This is a genomic window from Streptomyces zaehneri, from assembly GCF_032248645.1.
Classification (GTDB): Bacteria; Actinomycetota; Actinomycetes; order Streptomycetales; family Streptomycetaceae; genus Streptomyces; species Streptomyces coriariae.
Map to the genome: position 1 here is coordinate 134677 of NZ_JASTTJ010000021.1, position 16625 is coordinate 151301.

The 16625-nt window shown below is 72.6% G+C and carries 21 protein-coding genes and 1 tRNA gene; 12 read left to right on the plus strand and 10 right to left on the minus strand.

The window, feature by feature from the left end; all coding sequences use genetic code 11:
* Positions 1-6: 6 nt before the first annotated feature.
* From QQM72_RS29930 to QQM72_RS29940, 3 genes are all read right to left on the minus strand, one after another.
* Positions 7-906 carry an SDR family oxidoreductase gene (locus QQM72_RS29930; protein WP_314223952.1) on the minus strand — a complete coding sequence of 300 codons (900 nt, stop codon included), beginning with the start codon at positions 904-906 and terminating at the stop codon, positions 7-9.
* Between the two features lie 66 nt (positions 907-972).
* A complete protein-coding gene (locus QQM72_RS29935; protein WP_314223953.1) occupies positions 973-2604 on the minus strand; it encodes a phytoene desaturase family protein in 1632 nt (543 codons plus the stop codon).
* On the minus strand, positions 2597-3106 hold the full coding sequence (locus QQM72_RS29940) for an SRPBCC family protein (RefSeq protein WP_314223954.1): 510 nt from the start codon (positions 3104-3106) through the stop codon (positions 2597-2599). The genes QQM72_RS29935 and QQM72_RS29940 overlap by 8 nt, the downstream gene beginning before the upstream one ends.
* A gap of 197 nt (positions 3107-3303) precedes the next feature.
* Between QQM72_RS29940 and QQM72_RS29945 the strand changes: the two genes are divergently transcribed.
* The gene (locus QQM72_RS29945; RefSeq protein ID WP_314223955.1) at positions 3304-3924 is read left to right on the plus strand and encodes a hypothetical protein; all 621 of its coding nucleotides are present in this window, start codon (positions 3304-3306) and stop codon (positions 3922-3924) included.
* Positions 3925-4090: 166 nt separating this feature from the next.
* Positions 4091-4234 (plus strand): hypothetical protein, encoded by a 144-nt coding sequence (locus QQM72_RS29950; RefSeq protein WP_171401420.1) that lies wholly within the window; start codon positions 4091-4093, stop codon positions 4232-4234.
* A gap of 400 nt (positions 4235-4634) precedes the next feature.
* Here the strand turns inward: QQM72_RS29950 and QQM72_RS29960 are convergent, their stop codons facing one another.
* Positions 4635-5108, minus strand: coding sequence for an MSMEG_6728 family protein (locus QQM72_RS29960; protein WP_314223956.1), 474 nt, complete (start codon positions 5106-5108; stop codon positions 4635-4637).
* A 496-nt stretch (positions 5109-5604) separates the two neighbouring features.
* Between QQM72_RS29960 and ppk2 the strand changes: the two genes are divergently transcribed.
* Complete coding sequence (ppk2, locus tag QQM72_RS29965) at positions 5605-6570, plus strand: polyphosphate kinase 2 (protein WP_314223957.1); 966 nt, start codon at positions 5605-5607, stop codon at positions 6568-6570.
* Between the two features lie 71 nt (positions 6571-6641).
* Here the strand turns inward: ppk2 and QQM72_RS29970 are convergent, their stop codons facing one another.
* Positions 6642-7088: an excalibur calcium-binding protein gene (locus QQM72_RS29970; RefSeq protein WP_314223958.1), complete on the minus strand. Its 447-nt coding sequence runs from the start codon at positions 7086-7088 to the stop codon at positions 6642-6644.
* 257 nt (positions 7089-7345) lie between these two features.
* Here QQM72_RS29970 and mscL point away from each other — a divergent pair, with 257 nt between their 5' ends.
* From mscL to QQM72_RS29990, 4 genes are all read left to right on the plus strand, one after another.
* Positions 7346-7789, plus strand: a complete 444-nt coding sequence (gene mscL / locus QQM72_RS29975) for a large conductance mechanosensitive channel protein MscL (protein ID WP_314224005.1) — start codon at positions 7346-7348, stop codon at positions 7787-7789.
* Between the two features lie 91 nt (positions 7790-7880).
* On the plus strand, positions 7881-8321 hold the full coding sequence (locus QQM72_RS29980; RefSeq protein ID WP_314223959.1) for a phage holin family protein: 441 nt from the start codon (positions 7881-7883) through the stop codon (positions 8319-8321).
* A complete protein-coding gene (locus QQM72_RS29985) occupies positions 8318-8746 on the plus strand; it encodes a DUF3618 domain-containing protein (RefSeq protein WP_314223960.1) in 429 nt (142 codons plus the stop codon). Before QQM72_RS29980 ends, QQM72_RS29985 begins: the two co-directional genes overlap by 4 nt.
* A 210-nt stretch (positions 8747-8956) precedes the next feature.
* Positions 8957-9430 carry a hypothetical protein gene (locus QQM72_RS29990; protein ID WP_314223961.1) on the plus strand — a complete coding sequence of 158 codons (474 nt, stop codon included), beginning with the start codon at positions 8957-8959 and terminating at the stop codon, positions 9428-9430.
* 77 nt (positions 9431-9507) lie between these two features.
* Here QQM72_RS29990 and QQM72_RS29995 read toward each other — a convergent pair whose 3' ends face one another.
* From QQM72_RS29995 to QQM72_RS30005, 3 genes are all read right to left on the minus strand, one after another.
* Entirely contained in the window at positions 9508-10737 is a 1230-nt protein-coding gene (locus QQM72_RS29995; protein ID WP_314223962.1) for a PP2C family protein-serine/threonine phosphatase, read from the minus strand.
* 167 nt (positions 10738-10904) lie between these two features.
* Positions 10905-11036, minus strand: coding sequence for a hypothetical protein (locus QQM72_RS30000; RefSeq protein WP_314223963.1), 132 nt, complete (start codon positions 11034-11036; stop codon positions 10905-10907).
* Between the two features lie 235 nt (positions 11037-11271).
* The gene (locus QQM72_RS30005) at positions 11272-12471 is read right to left on the minus strand and encodes a helix-turn-helix domain-containing protein (protein ID WP_399079137.1); all 1200 of its coding nucleotides are present in this window, start codon (positions 12469-12471) and stop codon (positions 11272-11274) included.
* Positions 12472-12621: 150 nt separating this feature from the next.
* Here QQM72_RS30005 and QQM72_RS30010 point away from each other — a divergent pair, with 150 nt between their 5' ends.
* From QQM72_RS30010 to QQM72_RS30030, 5 genes are all read left to right on the plus strand, one after another.
* On the plus strand, positions 12622-14121 hold the full coding sequence (locus QQM72_RS30010; RefSeq protein WP_314223964.1) for a long-chain-fatty-acid--CoA ligase: 1500 nt from the start codon (positions 12622-12624) through the stop codon (positions 14119-14121).
* A 197-nt stretch (positions 14122-14318) separates the two neighbouring features.
* On the plus strand, positions 14319-14471 hold the full coding sequence (locus tag QQM72_RS30015) for a hypothetical protein (RefSeq protein ID WP_314223965.1): 153 nt from the start codon (positions 14319-14321) through the stop codon (positions 14469-14471).
* Positions 14472-14667: 196 nt separating this feature from the next.
* Positions 14668-14741, plus strand: a tRNA-Met gene (locus QQM72_RS30020).
* Positions 14742-14932: 191 nt separating this feature from the next.
* On the plus strand, positions 14933-15181 hold the full coding sequence (locus tag QQM72_RS30025) for a hypothetical protein (protein ID WP_314223966.1): 249 nt from the start codon (positions 14933-14935) through the stop codon (positions 15179-15181).
* Positions 15182-15419: 238 nt separating this feature from the next.
* Positions 15420-15878, plus strand: coding sequence for an SRPBCC family protein (locus QQM72_RS30030; protein WP_314223967.1), 459 nt, complete (start codon positions 15420-15422; stop codon positions 15876-15878).
* A 46-nt stretch (positions 15879-15924) separates the two neighbouring features.
* Here the strand turns inward: QQM72_RS30030 and QQM72_RS30035 are convergent, their stop codons facing one another.
* Together QQM72_RS30035 and QQM72_RS30040 are read right to left on the minus strand one after the other, a co-directional pair.
* The gene (locus tag QQM72_RS30035; RefSeq protein WP_314223968.1) at positions 15925-16098 is read right to left on the minus strand and encodes a hypothetical protein; all 174 of its coding nucleotides are present in this window, start codon (positions 16096-16098) and stop codon (positions 15925-15927) included.
* A gap of 25 nt (positions 16099-16123) precedes the next feature.
* A complete protein-coding gene (locus QQM72_RS30040) occupies positions 16124-16480 on the minus strand; it encodes a PRC-barrel domain-containing protein (RefSeq protein ID WP_314223969.1) in 357 nt (118 codons plus the stop codon).
* Positions 16481-16625: the final 145 nt, after the last annotated feature.

A 16625-nucleotide genomic window follows, 5' to 3' on the forward strand; every position in this document is an offset into this window, starting at 1 on the left:
CGGCGATCACCGCCCGTTCGGCGCGTGTCGCCGCCGTGCCGCCGCCGCTTCGTCGGCTCGGCCGCCGGCGCCGAGCGGCCCCGTGGGACGCAACGGTTCCGAGGCTTCCAGGCGGGGCAGCGCGCGGCGGGCCCGGCGTAGGACCAGGGCCGGCAGCGCGGCCCGTGTCACCTGGACGAGGCGCAGCGAGGCCGGGACGTAGACGGCGGTGCGCCGGCGTTCCACGGCCGTGGCGAGGCGCCTCGCCACGAACTCCGGCGGGAAGACGCGCCGGGCGGGCGCCGGCATGTCGGCGCGCAGCTCACGCAGCACCGCATGCCGGTCGGCGTCCCGGATCATGTCGGTGTCGGTCCAGTTCAGGTAGGCGATGCCGACCGCCACGCCATGGTGGGCGGTCTCGGCCCGCAGCGCGTGCGCGAAGGCCTCCACGCCGGCCTTCGAGGCGCAGTAGGCGCTCATCAGGGGAGCGGCCCCGATCGAGGCCAGCGAAGCGATCTGGAGGTAGTAGCCCGCCGTCTGCACCAGGTCCGGAAGGAAGACGCGTGCCGTCAGGGCGCTGCCCGTGACGTTGACGTCGATCACCCGCCGCCAGGAGTCCATGTCCGCCGAGGCGAACGGGCCGCCCTCCGCGATCCCCGCGTTCGCGACGACCACCGAGGGCGGCCCGAGCCGTGAGCGGACGGCCTCGGCCGCCCGCTCCAGCGCCTCGCCGTCGGTGACGTCGGCCTCGACGGCCAGCGCGGGGGTGGGCAGCGACGCGGCCACGGACCGCAGCGCCGTCCCCTCGTGGCCGATCAACGCCAGGCGCGCTCCGCGTCGTGCGAGCTCCCGAGCCAGCGCCGCTCCCACCCCGCGGGCGGCTCCCGTGACCACGGCGGTGCGGCCTTCGAGGGGACTGTCGTGCACGGCGTGCTCCGTTCCTCGGGTTCTCCGTCCTGCGGCTTCTCGGCGCGTCGGCGGGCAGGACGCGGGTCAGCCCGCAGCCGGCTTCCTCGCGCCGGTGCGGTCCCGGCGGGCGAGCGCCCGCTGGACGAACGTGCCGCCGGACGGGCGGTGCCGGCGCAGCGCGGCACGGGCGGCGTTGGCGCCCGGCGCGCCGTGGACACCTCCGCCGGGATGGGCGCCGGCGGAGGCCAGGAACAGCCCGCGCACCGGGGTCTCCGGGCGCCCGCTGCCGGGCAGGGGCCGGAAGAGGAGCTGCTGGTGCAGCGCGGTCGTACCGCCGTTGATCGCGCCGCCGTGCAGATTGGCGTCGAGGGACTGGAGCGTGGGCGGGGCGAGGATGCGGCGGGCGCGGATCAGGGACCGGAAACCGGGAGCGAACCGCTCGACCTGTTGTTCGACCCGGTCGGCCATCAGCTCCTGCTCGCTCGCGTCCCAGGCGCCCGTGAGCCCCTCGTCGCCGGCGTCGCCCTCCACCAGCTGGGGCACATGGGTATAGGCCCAGGCCGACTCGGTCCCGGCCGGGGAGCGCCCCGGGTCGGCGGTCGTCATCTGGCCGAACAGTGCGAAGGGGCGGTCCGGAACCTGGCGCATGGCGATCTGGGCCGCGAACCGGGTGAGCTCGTGCAGGCCGTCGGCCAGGTGCACGGTCCCGGCACGACGGGCCGCCTCCGCCTGCCAGGGCACCGGCCCGTTCAGCGCCCAGTCGACCTTGAAGGTCGCGAAGTCCCACTGGAAACGTTCCAGGTCGGCCAGCAGCTGGGAGGGCAGGTGCGCCGGCTCCAGCAGCACGCCGTACAGCGCGGGGACGGAGACGTCGGCCAGCACCGCGCGGTCCCCGGCGACCGGCTCCCCGTCGGTGGTGCGCACCCCCACGGCCCGCCCTTCCCTGACCTCGATCCGGCTGACCCGCTGTCCGCAGCGCAGCACGCCGCCACGGGCGCGCAGCCGCCGGACCAGGGCCTCGGTGAGGGCGCCGGAGCCGCCGGCCGGCACCGGAAAGCCGTAGGACTGGCCGAGCATGGCCATCAGCCAGCCGAACCCGCCGCTGCCCGCGGCCTCCGGAGCGAGATCGGCGTGCAGGGCGTTGCCGGCCAGGAGCAGCCGGCCGCCCTCGCCCCCGAACTCCTCCTCGCCCAGCCGACGCACCGGCAGGGCCAGCGTCCTGGCCAGTCGCAGGCCGCCTGCGGCGCGCAGCCGGGCCGCCAGCCGGACCGTGGCCCGCACCGGCGGGAACGGGGTGAACAGCGCGTCGAGGATGTCCGGGCGGAGCTGTTCCCACACCTCGTGCAGGCGACGCCAGGCGGCTCCGTCCCCGGCGTGGAAGGCGTCGAGCGAGCGGGCGGTGACCTCGATCCTGCGGTCGAGGACCGCGCAGCCGCCGTCGGTGAGGGGATGGGCCACGACACCGGGCGCGTGGTTCCAGCGCAGACCGTGTTCGTGCAGCCGCAGCCCGGACAGGACCGGGGAGGCGACGGCCAGCGGGTAGAAGGAGCTGAAGAGGTCGCTGACGAACTCGGGATCCACCGACCGGTCGTGCCGCACCGCGCCGCCGGGCTCCGGCTGCTCCTCGAGGACCTCCACGCTCCAGCCCGCGTCCAGCAGCAGGTTCGCCGCCACCAGCCCGTTGGGGCCGGCCCCGATCACCACCGCGTCAGGCATCGGCGCCTCCTTCGGCCTGCGATCGCGCCGCAGCGGGCGTTGCGCGGGCGCCGTCGGAGGCTGCGCCGCGGGCGTCGGACTCGCACACCTTGGCCAGCCGGGCGAGCAGGGCCCGGTGGCGGAGCTGGGTCACCGCCTCCACGGCGGCGTTGTGCAGCAGCCCGCCGACGCCCCGCAGCGGATGCTCGTCCAGGATCACCAGGCAGTGGCGGCCCCACGGCCGCAGCTCGAAGGCGATCCGCGCGGTGCCCAGCACGCCCGCCCGCGCCTCCAGCTCCAGCACGTCCGGCTCCCGGCAGCGCCGTACGACCGTCTCGTTGGCCAGGGTGACGGGCCCCACCCTGATCTCGTAGGCGATCTTCGCGTCCACGCGTGGCCACTCGCCCGTCATCTCCTGGGTCGACGACGTGCCCACCACCCACTCCGCGTAGCGGTCACCGTCGGCGAGGACGTCCCACACCGTCTGCGGACTCGCCTTGACGAGCCGATGCCGTACCGCCACCGTGCACCTCCCGCAGTCGCTGACACGTGGCTCGCCGAGTGCCCGTATCGCTGAAGGCCAACCGCCGGGAGGGCAGGTCGCGGCGCCGATGAACCCGCCCGTTGTCAGTGGCGTCATGAAGGATGCCCTTCATGAGATCAACTTCGGCTCAGCCGGGTAGTCGGTCTCATGTCCCCGCCGAGGAAAGGTCACCGATCATGCCGCCCACCGCCCTCCAGCCGCAGCTCCTCGACGTACGTTCCGACGCTCACCCCTGGCAGCGTCGGAGCGCGGAGGTGTCCGGCACGGCGGGCACGGTCGGCACGGCGGCCGGCGTGCCGCGTCAGCGCGGCCCGCTCCCGATCGGCCGCGAGGAGAAGGCACGTCCGGTGACCCGTCCGGTACCGGGTCCGGCGCCGCGACCGGCCCGCACGGACGACGGCGGTGCGGTAAGGGACGGGCGCTCCGTCCACCCGCCCCGCCCCGGCGTGTCGCCGGGCCGCGCCGGGGCCGACGTGCTGCGCATCGTCTCCGATCCCCGGACGCCCGTGTTCGTCACCGAGCACGCCAGTGGACGCCGGGTGTACGGCTACTGGCGGCCGCTGGACGCCGACAGCGGCCGGGGAGGCTGCTATGTCGCGCTGTCCGCCACCGAGTGCGACGAGCTGTACGCGGCCGGCAGGATCACGGTGGGCGAGCCCGTCACGGACCCGACGAAGACCACCTACCGGGTCCGCGCCGCCCGCACCCAGGCCGCGGGGGCTCGCGCCCAGGCCGCGGGCGCCCGCCCCGCGGCCGCGCCGGTGCGGACGGCGGCGGCCAGGGGGCGCGCGGCGTGAGCGGACGTCCGGCGGCGGGGGAGCGGCGCGTCCGTCCGACCGACCCGAACGCCCCGTCCGACGGGCCTGATCGGCGTGTTCGGGGGTAGCCGGTGTTCGGGGGTAGCCGACGACCGGAAGAGGCGGCACGCCGACAGGCATGCCGGCAGACAAGGGGAGGACGGAAATGAGCGTCATTCAGCGCATCAAGGAGTTCGCCAGGAGCCCGCAGGGGCGGCGCACGATGGAGCAGGCACGGCGTGCGGCGGCCGATCCGCGCCGTCGGGCCCAGGCGCGCGGTCTGCTGGCCCGCCTGCGGACGCGGCGCTGACGCCGACGGTTCCTCCAGGGGAGCATCAGCTTCGATCGCTCTCGATACCTCGGCACCGCAGGTCCTTTGAAAGGGCCTCAGGGCTCACCGCAGAGCTACGGCCGATTCCTGCGTACCGCTCGCCGAACCGGCCTGCGCCGTCACCGGCCTGCCGGAGTGGGACCCGGCCGCCGAGTCCGTACGTCAGGAGGTCAGCGCGGTCCTCCGCAGCGGCGGCGCGTTCGACGCCGTCACCGACTTCGACCGCATCCTGCGCGGCCCCACGACCCCCAGCGGATCCTGCCCTTCTTCGACGGCCGCGACCATCTGCACCCCAGCGGCAAGGGGATGCGGGCGATGGCCGACGCGGTGGACCTCACGGCGCTCGACGGCACCTGACGACGGGCCGTGGCGAGGGGGCTCACCCCTCGCGGGGCGCGGTCCGGTCGGACGACGGCCAGACGTACGGCAGGTCGTCGGGAACACCGGTGAACAGCGCCGCGTAGAACTCGGGATCCTTGCGCACGAGCGCCGACCGGTGACTGCGGTGGAACGCGGGATCGCCGAGCCACGGCGGCAGTTCCCCTGCCTCGGCGAGCCGCTCCTGGGTGCGGATGCCGGCCGGCTGTCTCCCGAGGCCGTCCACCAGCCAGGCGGCGCAGGTGTCCGCACGTCCGGTCGCCGTCCACAGACCGCAGACCTCCAGGCCGTACCGCACCAGCGCCTCCTCGTACCCGGTCCACATGCGCACCGCCGGGTGGTGGCGCCAGCCGTAGCCGGGGACCGTCAGACCCCGCAGCACCTGGAGCGCCTCGACCCGCTGCTTGCCCAGCCGGCGAGGGTCCAGGGCGGCGGCCGACGCGGTGAAGTCCGGGTACGGCAGAAAGGTCTGCACGGTTCGACCCCCGTTTCCAGGAAGCGGTTTCGGTCCGGGTGCGGTTTCGCGGCGTGGATCATGTCGGGAACTTGATCGCGTCCTGGGCGCAGGAGACTGGCATGTTCTTCCCCACCGTTCGCCGGGGATCCCCTCCTCATGCGTTTCGGAGGCTGTCGGTGTTCTTCTGGGCCGCCCGTTCTAGGGGTCGGTGTCACTCATCGGATGACGGTCCTGCTATATGTACCTGAAAATTTATAAAAAGCTCATTTTGCATGTCGTGTCCTCACGGCCCGGAGGGCCGCGCACCAGGCACGCACCAGGCACGCACCAGGCACGCACCAGGCACGCGCCGATGGAGTGAACGCCGGGTCGTCGGGGGTCCGGTCGAGCCGTGCGGGTGTCCGCGCCGTGTCGGACCGAGTGGCCTTATAGCAGGTCAACGCGTTTGGGGCGGTCGTCGGCAAGGAACCCAGCCGCAGACGTGAGCGACGCATCGCAAGGAGGCGCGGAACCGATGGACCGTGAAGAGGTGGAGGCCCGGTTGCTCGACGGGCTGACGGTGGACGACCGCCGACCGGAGCAGCCGGTGCTGCTCGACGCCGCGCGTCGGCCGATCACGACGTGGCGGGAGAACTACCCCTACGACCACAAGGTGAGCCGCAGGCAGTACGAGCGCACCAAGCGCGTCCTCCAGATCGAGATGCTCAAACTCCAGCGCTGGGTCAATGACACCGGGGCCCGTCTGGTCGTGATCTGCGAGGGGCGGGACGCGGCGGGCAAGGGCGGCACCATCCAGCGGTTCACCGAACGCCTCAATCCCCGCGGCGCGAAGATCGTGGCGCTGGGCAAGCCCACGGAACGGGAGAAGGGCCAGTGGTACTTCCAGCGGTACGTCGACCATCTGCCCGGGCCGGGTGAGATCGTCTTCTTCGACCGTTCCTGGTACAACCGGGCGGGCGTCGAACGGGTCATGGGCTTCTGCACGCAACAGGCGTACGAACTGTTCCTCAAGCAGTGCCCGCTCTTCGAGGAGATGCTCGTCGAGGACGGCGTCATCCTGGTGAAGTTCTGGTTCTCCGTCTCCCGGACCGAGCAGCGGACGCGGTTCGCGATCCGCCAGGTCGACCCGGTACGGCAGTGGAAGCTCTCACCCACCGACCTGGCCTCCCTCGACCGCTGGGACGAGTACACCACCGCCAAGGTGGAGATGTTCCGCGTCACCGACACCGCGCACGCCCCCTGGACGGTCGTCAAGAGCAACGACAAACGCCGGGGCCGCCTCGAAGCGATGCGCAGTCTGCTGCACCGCGTGGAATACGCGGCCAAGGACGCCGAAGCGGTCGGCAGTCCGGACCCCTTGGTCGTCGGTGCCGCGGCCACCCTCCTGGAGCCGGGCGAAGAGGACACCGTCCTGTCGCCGACTCCGCTGACCAACCGGACCCAGGGCCCCGGACGGCATCCCGGCGACACGGCCTCCTGAAGCGCGGTGCGGGTCCGTCCGCACGACGTGCCCGCACGGCGCTTTTGGCGAGGCTCCGGCCCGCGGGCCGGTCAGACGCGGCGTCGGCGCCGCCTCACGCAAGCGGCGCCGGCCAGCAGGCCCGCCGCCGTCAGGCCGGCGCCGATGCCGATGTCCCGGCCGGACGGTCCGGCGGTCACGGCGCCGCCGACGCCACCGCGCACACCGAGGCTGGGCAGCGCCGCGGGGCTGATCGTCACCGGCGCGGAGCCGGTCGGGACCGGCGCGGGAATGCTCGTGGCGGGTACGAGGGTGGGCAGCGACCGGTGAGGAAGGACCTCGCAGGCGATGCCGTCGTCCGGACCCTGGTCCTCGTCGAGGCGGTTGGGGTCGCTGGTGTCCCGGTTGAACTCCGCCTGTGCGTCCTCCTGGAAGGTGAAGTCGCGGCAGTCGAGGTCCTGGGCGTGGGCTACTCCGGACAGCGGAGCGAAAGTCATGATCGTCGCGGCTATGCCAGCGACGACGGTGCGATGGGGCATGGGCGTCTCCTCCCGGCCGGGGGCCGTCGCTTCGACGCTAGGCAACGACCGACGCCTTCGCGCGAGGCGGGCGGCCATCCGGGTGGAGCCGCTCCGATCCGCGGGCCGCCGGCCGGTGGTGTGACCGTCGCCGACGCGGCAAGAAGCACTCCGACCGCCGCGACCGCCGCGACCGCCGCGACCGGACGTGCCGCGGCCGGACGAAGCCGTGAGAGGCCGGGCGAGGCCGAGCGAAGACGGAGGGAACCGTGAGGGATCTGCTGGGAGGTTTCCGCAGTTTCATACTGCGCGGGAACGTGGTGGACCTGGCCGTGGGCATCGTGATCGGCGCGGCCTTCACCGCACTCGTCAACGGGTTCGTGAAGGCGTTCCTGACCCCGATCGTGGGCTTCGCGACCGGTGCGACGGGCGACTACAGCCGCAGGACCCTCGACCTCGGCGGGACGGTCTTCCCGTACGGAAGTTTCGTGAACGCCGTCATCAGCTTTCTGCTGATCGCCTGCGTCCTGTACTTCCTCGTCGTCCTGCCGATCAACAAGCTGCACGAACGTTTCGCCCCGCACCAGGACATCCAGGCCGACAAGCGGGACTGCCCCGAGTGCCTCAACCCCGTACCCGCCCAGGCGCGCCGCTGCGGGTACTGCACCAGCGACCTGACGCCCCTTCCCGACAGGGCCGGCGCGGGGGAGACGCGGGCGTAGGCCTGACTCGTCCCGTTCTTCCGATGCGCAGATGTCTTTCCCGCCGGTCCCCGGGTACCCGGGTCGGCACCGAGAGGAAGGGGTGAAAGCGATGGCTGAAGCGGGACGGTACGGCACGGACGGTGAACGCGGCGCGCGGACCGCCGACGGCGGTGAGTCGGTCGGCGACCTGGTGCAACGCGCTTCGCAGCAGCTGACCGAACTGGTGCGCGGCGAAATGCAGCTCGCACGGGCGGAGATGGTCGAGAAGGGCAAACGCTACGGCAAGGGCGGTGGGCTGTTCGGCGGGGCCGGCCTCTTCGGCTTCCTCACCCTTCAGGCGCTGGTCGCCACCGCGATCGCCGCGATCGCGGTGCCGCTCCCGGTGTGGGCCGCGGCCCTGATCGTCACGGCCGCCTTGGCGGTGATCACCGCCGTGCTGGCCCTGACCGGCAAGAAGCAGGTCGGCGCGGCCGCCCCACCGGTGCCCGAGCGGACCGTCGACAGCGTGAAAGCCGATGTGTCGGAGATCAAGGAGAGTGCACGACGATGACCCAGCCACCCCACGACGAGCCCACCGCCGACAGCCCCGAGGAACTGCGCCGACAGGTCGAACAGACCCGCCACGAACTCGGTGAGACGGTCGAGGCGCTGGCCGCGAAGACCGACGTCAAGGCCCGCGCCCAGGAGAAGGCGACCGCGTTGAAGGAACAGGCCGGCACCGCGGCGGCTCAGCTGTCCGAGCAGGCCAGGACGAAGGCGGCCGGGGCGGCCCACCTCCTGGAGGAGAAGGTCCCGGCGCCGGTCAAGGACACGGCCACCGCGGCCGCCGTCCAGGTCAGGGCCAAGGCCGGGCAGGCCGAGCAGCTGTGGCAGGACAAGGCGCCCCGACAGGTGCGCGACCACCGCGGCGCCCTCATCGGCGCCACCGCGGCGCTGACCGTCGCCTACCTGCTGCTGCGCCGCGCCAGGAAGTAGCCGACGGCGGAACGGGCGCCGCCGGCCCCACCGGCCGGCGGCGCCTTCGCCGCACTGCGCATCACGCCCCCGGAGTGCCCTGAGACCGGCTCGATCGGGTTCGGCGATGGTGCATCCGGACGGCACGGACGGTGCCGTCGCCCGTGCCGTGCTGTGCTGGTCCGGTCGGGAGTCCGGCCGGGAGTCCCTGGCGTGAAGGAAGTGGCGTAGATGGGTGACCTCCGCGGTCCGGACCACGAGCACCGGCGTCCCCCGGGCGTGGGCGACGAGACGGTGGAAGCGCTCGGTTCCCTGTCCAAGGCGCTGGAGACGGTCGAACGGGCCCGTGGCCACCTCTACTCGTTCCACCAGCTCACCGGCACCGCGGACCTGGAACTGGACCGCACGGTCGAACTGCTGCGCAGGGCGGGCCACGAGACCTGGGCCGAACGCGTGGAGACGGAGATCCTGGGGCGCAACGTCATCCCGGGACACTGGACGTTCCAGATCGTCGAGGCCTACGACGGGACGTACTACCGAGCGTTCAGAGACCTGGAGCGCGAGGCGGTGCACCAGCTCGCCGAAGGACGCGACCACCTGTACGAGGCGGAGATGAAGGAAGCCCGCCGAACCCGCGGTCATCCCGATCACACCGCCCGACCCGACACCCCGGGCACCCCCGACCCGGCCGGTCCCTCCGGCTGACGGCAGGGAACCAGGCCTCCGGCGCCCCCTGTGTTCGGGCGGATCCACGCCGCGCCCCCGGACCGGTCCGGGGCGGCTCACAGACGCAGGACGATCAGGGCCGTGTCGTCGGTGGTGCCGGTGGCGGGGAGGAGGTCGGCGAGGAGGGCGTCGGCCAGGAGTTCGGGGGCCGAGTGTCTGTGGTGGGTGAGGGAGGCGGCGAGCCGGCTCAGGCCCGTGTAGATGTCCTCGTCGCGGCGCTCGATGAGGCCATCGGTGTACAGGACGAGGGTGGCGCCCTCGGTGAAGCCGGTGCGGGCCTGGGGGCGGGGGAGGTGTTCGGGGCGGGCTGCGAGCGGAGGATCGGTGGCCTGGTCCAGGAAGGTGACGGTCCCGTCCTCGTGCGCGAGGGCGGGCGGCGGGTGGCCGGCGCAGCTGTAGGTGATGGTGTGGCTGTGCCAGTCGATGAAGGTCGTCACCACGCTGGTCGCCTCGGCGCCCTCGACGAAGCGTGCGTACAGACCGAGCGCCTCCAGGGCCTGGGCTGGGCCGTCGGCCACCCGGCAGGCGGCGCTCAGGGCGCTGCGCAGCTGACCCATGGTGCAGGCCGCCGCCAGGCCGTGCCCGACGACGTCGCCGACGGCGACCGCGAGATTGTCGCCGGGCAGGTCGACCAGGTCGTACCAGTCGCCGCAGACGTTCAGTGCGCCGACCGCGGGCCGGTAGCGCACGGCAGCGGCGTGCGGACCGGTCGGGCCGGGCGCGGGCAGCATCGCGGCCTGGAGGGCCAGAGCGACCTCCCGCTCATGGGCGTGCGCCTGGCGGAGCCGTTCGTTGACCTCTTGCAGCTCGCGGGCCCGGGTGTACAGCTCGGCCTCCAGCACACGGGCTCGGGCCCCGCCGTTGGGGCCGCCGCGCGCGTGGATGAGCTCGGTGACCTCCTCCACCCGGTGCACGACGAGTGCCACCTGCCCGTCGGGGCCGTGGACGGGCGCGTTCACCGGGCTCCAGTAGTGCTCGCGCCACACCCCGGGCCGACGGGGGTCCTCGATGTCGTAGCGCAGCAGTGCCATCGTGTCGCGCTCGCCGGTGGCGACCACCCGCAGCATCGACTCCCGGGTCTCCCGCATGCCGGCCGCCGCCGGGTCGTTCGGGTTCTCCGGGAAGACGTCGAAGATGTAGCGGCCGAGCAGCTGGTCGCGGGTGCGCCCGGCCAGCCGCAGGAAGTCGTCGTTGGCGTCGGCGTAGATCAGGTCGGGGGTGAGCAGGGCCACCATGCCGGGCAGGGCTCGGAAGACCGCCACATAGTCGATCAGTGGTTTCCGCATGTCCTGCCGCCTGTCTCGGTGCCGAGCGTCGCTGTGCCGTTCCACGATAGAAGGGGGATCGCGACGGGGCCCGGAAACCGCGTCTCCCGGGCCCGACGCGTTCCCCGACAGCGGACGGCGCAATCTGCCGTGGCAGAGGGCGTGAGAGCGTGGTCAAAGCGCCGGTCTCACCTCCCTCCGCGGGGCTCTCCCGCCGTGCCGGTGGGCCCGGCCGCCGCGCAGGTGACGTCCGTGGCGGGCAGCTTCCCGGTGCGCGGGCAGGCGTTGACCGTGCCGTCGACGCAGGCGTTGCCGTGCATGCCCCGTGGACACGAATCGGACCCCGGCTTCGCGCAGACCCCGCGGCCGGGCGGCACTGCGCGGCCTCCTTCATGGTGCGGACCGAGGCGGCGAACGGCCGCCGAGCCTCGTCCGCGTCGTCCGACCGGTGCCGCGACGCCTTCTCGTCGGCGGTCTCGGCGCCGACGAGCGGCCGGGGCCGCGGCGGTGCGGGTCGATCACGTCGAGGACCACGCTCGTCCGTGCGCAGCCGGGTCAGTCCGATGCGGGCGGCGGCTGTTCGACCGCACCGACGCCGGCGTTGCGAACGGCCAGGAGCGCCGCGCCGATGTCGGCCACCGCGCGCGGATCGGAAAGGGAACGGCCCGTCAACTCCTCGATACGGCGCAGCCGGTAACGGACGGTGTTGGGATGGACGAAGAGGCCCCGGGCCGCGTCGGTGGCCGAGCCGGCGGCGGCGAACCAGTGTTCCAGGGTCTCCAACAGGCGAGCACGTTCCGCGACCGGCAGGTCGACCAGGGGCTGGAGGACCACTCCCACGAGATGCGCCGCCTCCGCCGGAGCGGCGGCCACCACCATGGCGAGCGGGTTGTCGTCGAACCGCGCGACGCCGGGACCGGTTCCCCGCAGCCCGGCCAGGGCCAGGCGGGCGAAGCGCAGCGCCTGTGGAGTGTCCCGCAGGGAGGGGAAGCACGGGCTGACGCCCACGCGGCCCTGGGCACGCCGCAGGACGCGCAGACAGGCGCTCTCCGCCGCCGGTGTGGGCAGGGCGATCACCCCGATCTGGTGGTCGGGCAACAGCCGCCAGGCCGAGGCGAGTCGGTCCTGACGCAGCACGGCTTCGATGCCCGCCAGCGGCTCCTGGCCGGGAGCGCCGGCCGCCGCCGCGACCACCGCGTAGGGGCCGTGCTCGGGCAGGCCCAGCTCGCGGGCGGCCTCCCACAGCGTGGTCCGGTCGGCGATGACCCCGGTGAACAGCGCCTCCACCAGTGCCGAGCGCCGGGCGTGCCGCTGCGAGGTCAACTCGGCGGAGGTCTCCCGGTAGGCCGCCGCCACCGCCTCCGCGTACAGACCGAACAACGCCCAGATCTCCGCGGACTGGGACACCAACTGGTCGTCGGAGACCTCGGGATGCGTCCGTGACTCCAGGAGGATCTCCGTCCACAGCAGTTCGAAGCCGACCCGGTACGCGTGCAGGGTGTCCGCCAGCGGCACGCCCTGTTCGGCGCGCACCCGGCCGGTCTCGCGGGCCGGAGTCGGGTCCGGGGCGTCCGCGTGACCGAGGTGGCTCAGGACCAGGTCCGCGTTGGCGGTGCACGAGCGGCGCAGCGAGTCGAAGGGGATCAGCGACTCCTCGTCGTAGGCGTCGACGTCCGAGCGGATACGCTGCGCGATCCGCTCACCCAGTTCCGGAAGTCTGGAATGCAGCGCCGCCGCCACGCCCGAGATGTCCATTACCGCAGCTTAACGCCATCGTTTTGTTCTCCGAACCAATCGGGGAGGGGTGGCGCTGTCCTGTCGCCCATGGTCCGCCGCCGTGCGTGGCAGCACGATGTCGCGCAGGTGAACAGCGGATTTCGACGGTGACGTTCGTGGAGGCGGGTCATGGCCAATCTGGCGCAGTTCCTGGTGGAGACGGCACAGCGGCAGCCGGGACGCCCCGCGCTGCGCCTGGGCGAGCAGGTCACCAGCTACGCGGAGCTGGACGAGCGCAGTGCCCGCGCCGCCGCGCTGCTCCGGGCCGAGGGCGTGCGGCCGGGGGACCGGGTCGCCCTGATGCTGCCCAACGTTCCCGAGTTCGTCGTCCTGTACTACGGGGTGCTCCGTGCCGGGGGGATCGTCGTACCGATGAACCCGCTGCTGAAGACGCGGGAGACCGAGTACCACCTCGACGACTCCGGGGCGGTGCTGCTGTTCGAATGGCACCAGGCGCCGGGGGAGGGCGCGCAGGGCGCGGCCGCCGCCGGAGTGCGGCACCTGGCCGTCGAACCCGCCGCCTTCGGCGCGCTGCTGGCCGGGCACGAGCCGCTGGCCGAGGTGGCCGAGACCGGCGTCGACGACGTGGCCGTGCTCCTGTACACCTCCGGCACCACGGGCCGCCCCAAGGGCGCCACGCTCACGCATGGCGGGCTGCGGCACAACACCGAGGTCAACACGGTCCACGTCCAGCGCATGACACCTCAGGACGTGGTGGTGGGCTGTCTGCCGCTGTTCCACATCTTCGGCCAGATCTGCACGATGAGCGTGGCCGTCCGGGCCGGCGCCTCCCTGACGCTGATCCCCCGCTTCGCACCGCAGACCGTGCTGGACGCCATCGCCCGCGACCGGGCCACGGTCTTCGAGGGCGTTCCCACGATGTACGCGGCGCTGCTCCAGCACCCGTCCGAGGTGGACGTGTCGACGCTGCGGATGTGCATCTCCGGCGGGGCCTCGCTGCCGGTGGAGGTCCTGCACGGCTTCGAGCGGCGCTTCGGCTGTGCGGTGCTGGAGGGCTTCGGCATGTCCGAGACCAGCCCGGTGGTCACCTTCAACCACCCCGACCGGCCGCGCAAGGCCGGCTCCATCGGCACGCCGATCCGTGACGTGCAGGTACGGCTGCTCGACGACAAGGGCCAGGACGTCGCCCCGGGCGAGGTGGGCGAACTGGCCGTGCGCGGTCCGAACGTGATGAAGGGCTACTGGAACCGCCCCGAGGAGACCGCGACCGCCATCCCGGACGGCTGGCTGCGCTCCGGCGACCTCGCGCGGCAGGACGAGGACGGCTACCTGTACATCGTGGACCGCAAGAAGGACATGATCATCCGTGGTGGCTACAACGTCTATCCACGGGAGATGGAGGAGGTCCTGCACGAGCACCCGGCCGTCGCCCTGGCCGCGGTGGTGGGTGTGCCGCACACCCATCTGGGCGAGGAGATCGCGGCCGCGGTCGTGCTGCGTCCGGGCGCCCAGGCGACCCCCGACGAGCTGAGGGAGTTCGTCAAGAGCCGGGTGGCCGCGTACAAGTACCCGCGTGAGGTGTGGCTCGTGGACACCCTGCCGACCGGCCCCAGCGGCAAGATCCTCAAGCGCGAGATCACCGCGCCGGCCGGACCGGTCCGAGGCTGAGGCCGGGGCCGGGTCCAGGACTGATGAAGAGCGCGGATCGGGGTACCTGGGCCCACATGGCACAGAAAACTGATCACCTCGAATCCGTGCGTGCCGTGCGGCAGCTGCGGCGCGTCCGACCTGTGTACGCGGGCGGTGCGGCCTTGTGGGCCGCATCGGCTGTCTGGACGGGATGGGACGATCCCGGGAGTCGGCAGATGTGGGTGTCGGTGCTCTTCCTGGTGGTGTTCGCCGGTCTCCTGTCCGTGACCTCGCTGTGGCTGTGGCGTCAGCAGACGGCCGGCGAGGGCAGGTCCGTGCACCACGCCGCCCCACGACGGACGGCCACGCGTCGCCACGCCAACGCCTGAGGGACGAGGCTTACGGGCTGCGGGCTGCGGGCTGCGGGCTGCGGGCTGCGGGCTGCGGGCCGCGGGCTGCGGGCTGCGGGCTGCGGGCCGCGGGCTCAGGGCCGAAGTCTCGGCCCCTTCGCTTGTCCGGCGTCCGCCGTGGCAGGGCTCGGCAAACCCTTGGCCCGCCACGCTGCCGGCCTCCTACAGTGAAGGTCGCCGGGTGGAGCAGGTAGGCAGCTCGCTGGGCTCATAACCCGGAGGTCGCGGGTTCAAATCCCGCCTCGGCCACGAAGACCGGGCCCGCCGCGCACAAGGCGGGCCCGGTCCTGCGTCGTGGCGTGCGGCCGACGGACCTCGGCGGCCCGAGCTGTCCGGGCGCGGTTCTTACGGGACTCTGACGTGAGCCTCGGACGCCTTCAGCACAGCTGTCACTTCGGCAACTCTGGTCACGCAAGCCCGCCGGACTCGAGGAGCCGCACGTGAGCAGGCACGACAAACACAGGTCGAAGCCTCAAAAGAGGTTGACCGTCTTCGGTGGTGGCACGGTCGCTGCCGCGGTCGCGACGGTCAACGTCGCCGCCGCAGAACAGGCTTCACCGGCCGCCGCCGCGCCGAAGGCCGTGGACGGCTTCCGGGTCGGCCGCAACGGCGCTCTCACCGAGGTCACGACGGTCACAGGTCTGCCCGCCTTCGCCGAATCCGGCATGGAGGGCATCGCCGCGGTGTAACGAAGCTGCCTCCGCGGCAGAACGCCCCGGTCTCGCTCACCGCGTGCTCGGGGCGTTTCTCCGCAAGCACGCCCGCCTCGCAAGGGTGTCCGCGCGCCCCGCCGCGCCCGCCTCGCGGAGGATTGCCGATTGCCGCGCGGGGCGTTCGATGGTCCCATGGGGTCGCGGTGCCGCTGCGAGCTGACGTGCGGTACGGCCTGGCCTTCGCGCGCGTGCGACTCGACGATGGGGAGTGCTCATGTCAGGACAGTTCGAAGCGACGGTGGAGGTCGATCGGGCTGTCGAGGAGGTGTTCGCCTACCTCGCCGACGGGCGCAACGATCCGCAGTTCAGTCCCCGTGTGCTCAAGATCGAGCGGATTCCCGATGCCCCGACCGCGGTGGGCACCGTCTTCCGGAGCACGGTCAAGGACGCCGGGATGAAGACCGCCAGAGAGTTCCGCATCACCGCTCTCGAAGCCCCCGCGAGGATCCGGTGGGCCGAGGCCTCGAAGAACACCGTGACGGTGCGTGAGGGCGGATACGACCTGGAGCCGCTGCCCGGCGGCGGAACCCGGGTCCGCATCTTCAACGTTCTCGAAGGCCACGGGCTGGGCAAGCTCCTCGTCGGCCTGGCGCTCGCCGCCGCCCGCAAGGACGCCCCCGGCTTCGGCTCCCGTATCAAGAGGGCGGCCGAGGCGGCGATCGTGCCGCGTTGACGGACCGGACGCGTCGTAGGAGTTTCCCCGCCCGGGGAAGCGCCGGTCACCGGGAAATACGGTGTCTCCTTCCGCCACGGCGGAACCGCACCCCGGCGTAGACGAGATCGGCGAGAAGGACGAAGGCGCCGATGACCAGCAGGTAGAACAGCCCGTGGACCGCGAATCCGATGATGCCCAGGACGAGGGCCACGAGGATCAGAAACAGAAACAGGCTCATTTGCTCTCCCGGCGGCCTCGACGTGTCAGCGACGGGCGAGGCGACGCTCGCCGCCGGCGCCCGGCGCGTAGTCCAGTTCGTAGTGCGCGAAGATCTTCGGTTCCTCCGGGGCGGGCAGTTCGCCGTCGATGTCGATCGACGGGGCCTTCCTCACCGCGTTCTTGTCGTGGGCGACCTTCAGGTAGCCCGGACCGACCGTCGCGCCGAGGAGCGGCACGAACACCAGACGGCGACGGGTGGGAAGCCCGACCGTCACCGTGGCGAAGCTGGGCATGTCGGTCCCGGTGTCCACGTAGACCGACTCCAGGATGCCGATCTTGTGCCCCTGCGGGTCCACCACGTCGTGACCGCGCCACTCACGGATATCGCTTGGCTCGAACATCAGCACCTCCGCAGGTGCGGGTACCCGCGTTCGCGTCTCCGATGTCATGCGCACACGCCACGGCCGCACATGCGGGAGTCCTGCGGAGCCCCACGGACACGCACCGCAACCGTAGGGGACGTCCCCGGGGGGCGAGTCGAGCGAC

Excerpts from the sequence above, each read along its gene's own strand:
- QQM72_RS29935 (WP_314223953.1), bottom strand. The coding sequence starts at position 2,604 with ATGCCTGACGCGGTGGTGATCGGGGCCGGCCCCAACGGGCTGGTGGCG.
- QQM72_RS29945 (WP_314223955.1), top strand. The coding sequence starts at position 3,304 with ATGCCGCCCACCGCCCTCCAGCCGCAGCTCCTCGACGTACGTTCCGAC.
- QQM72_RS29950 (WP_171401420.1), top strand. The coding sequence starts at position 4,091 with ATGAGCGTCATTCAGCGCATCAAGGAGTTCGCCAGGAGCCCGCAGGGG.
- ppk2 (WP_314223957.1), top strand. The coding sequence starts at position 5,605 with ATGGACCGTGAAGAGGTGGAGGCCCGGTTGCTCGACGGGCTGACGGTG.
- QQM72_RS29970 (WP_314223958.1), bottom strand. The coding sequence starts at position 7,088 with ATGCCCCATCGCACCGTCGTCGCTGGCATAGCCGCGACGATCATGACT.
- QQM72_RS29980 (WP_314223959.1), top strand. The coding sequence starts at position 7,881 with ATGGCTGAAGCGGGACGGTACGGCACGGACGGTGAACGCGGCGCGCGG.
- QQM72_RS29985 (WP_314223960.1), top strand. The coding sequence starts at position 8,318 with ATGACCCAGCCACCCCACGACGAGCCCACCGCCGACAGCCCCGAGGAA.
- QQM72_RS29990 (WP_314223961.1), top strand. The coding sequence starts at position 8,957 with ATGGGTGACCTCCGCGGTCCGGACCACGAGCACCGGCGTCCCCCGGGC.
- QQM72_RS29995 (WP_314223962.1), bottom strand. The coding sequence starts at position 10,737 with ATGCGGAAACCACTGATCGACTATGTGGCGGTCTTCCGAGCCCTGCCC.
- QQM72_RS30000 (WP_314223963.1), bottom strand. The coding sequence starts at position 11,036 with ATGCACGGCAACGCCTGCGTCGACGGCACGGTCAACGCCTGCCCGCGC.
- QQM72_RS30005 (WP_399079137.1), bottom strand. The coding sequence starts at position 12,471 with ATGGACATCTCGGGCGTGGCGGCGGCGCTGCATTCCAGACTTCCGGAA.
- QQM72_RS30010 (WP_314223964.1), top strand. The coding sequence starts at position 12,622 with ATGGCCAATCTGGCGCAGTTCCTGGTGGAGACGGCACAGCGGCAGCCG.
- QQM72_RS30015 (WP_314223965.1), top strand. The coding sequence starts at position 14,319 with ATGTGGGTGTCGGTGCTCTTCCTGGTGGTGTTCGCCGGTCTCCTGTCC.
- QQM72_RS30030 (WP_314223967.1), top strand. The coding sequence starts at position 15,420 with ATGTCAGGACAGTTCGAAGCGACGGTGGAGGTCGATCGGGCTGTCGAG.
- QQM72_RS30035 (WP_314223968.1), bottom strand. The coding sequence starts at position 16,098 with ATGAGCCTGTTTCTGTTTCTGATCCTCGTGGCCCTCGTCCTGGGCATC.
- QQM72_RS30040 (WP_314223969.1), bottom strand. The coding sequence starts at position 16,480 with ATGTTCGAGCCAAGCGATATCCGTGAGTGGCGCGGTCACGACGTGGTG.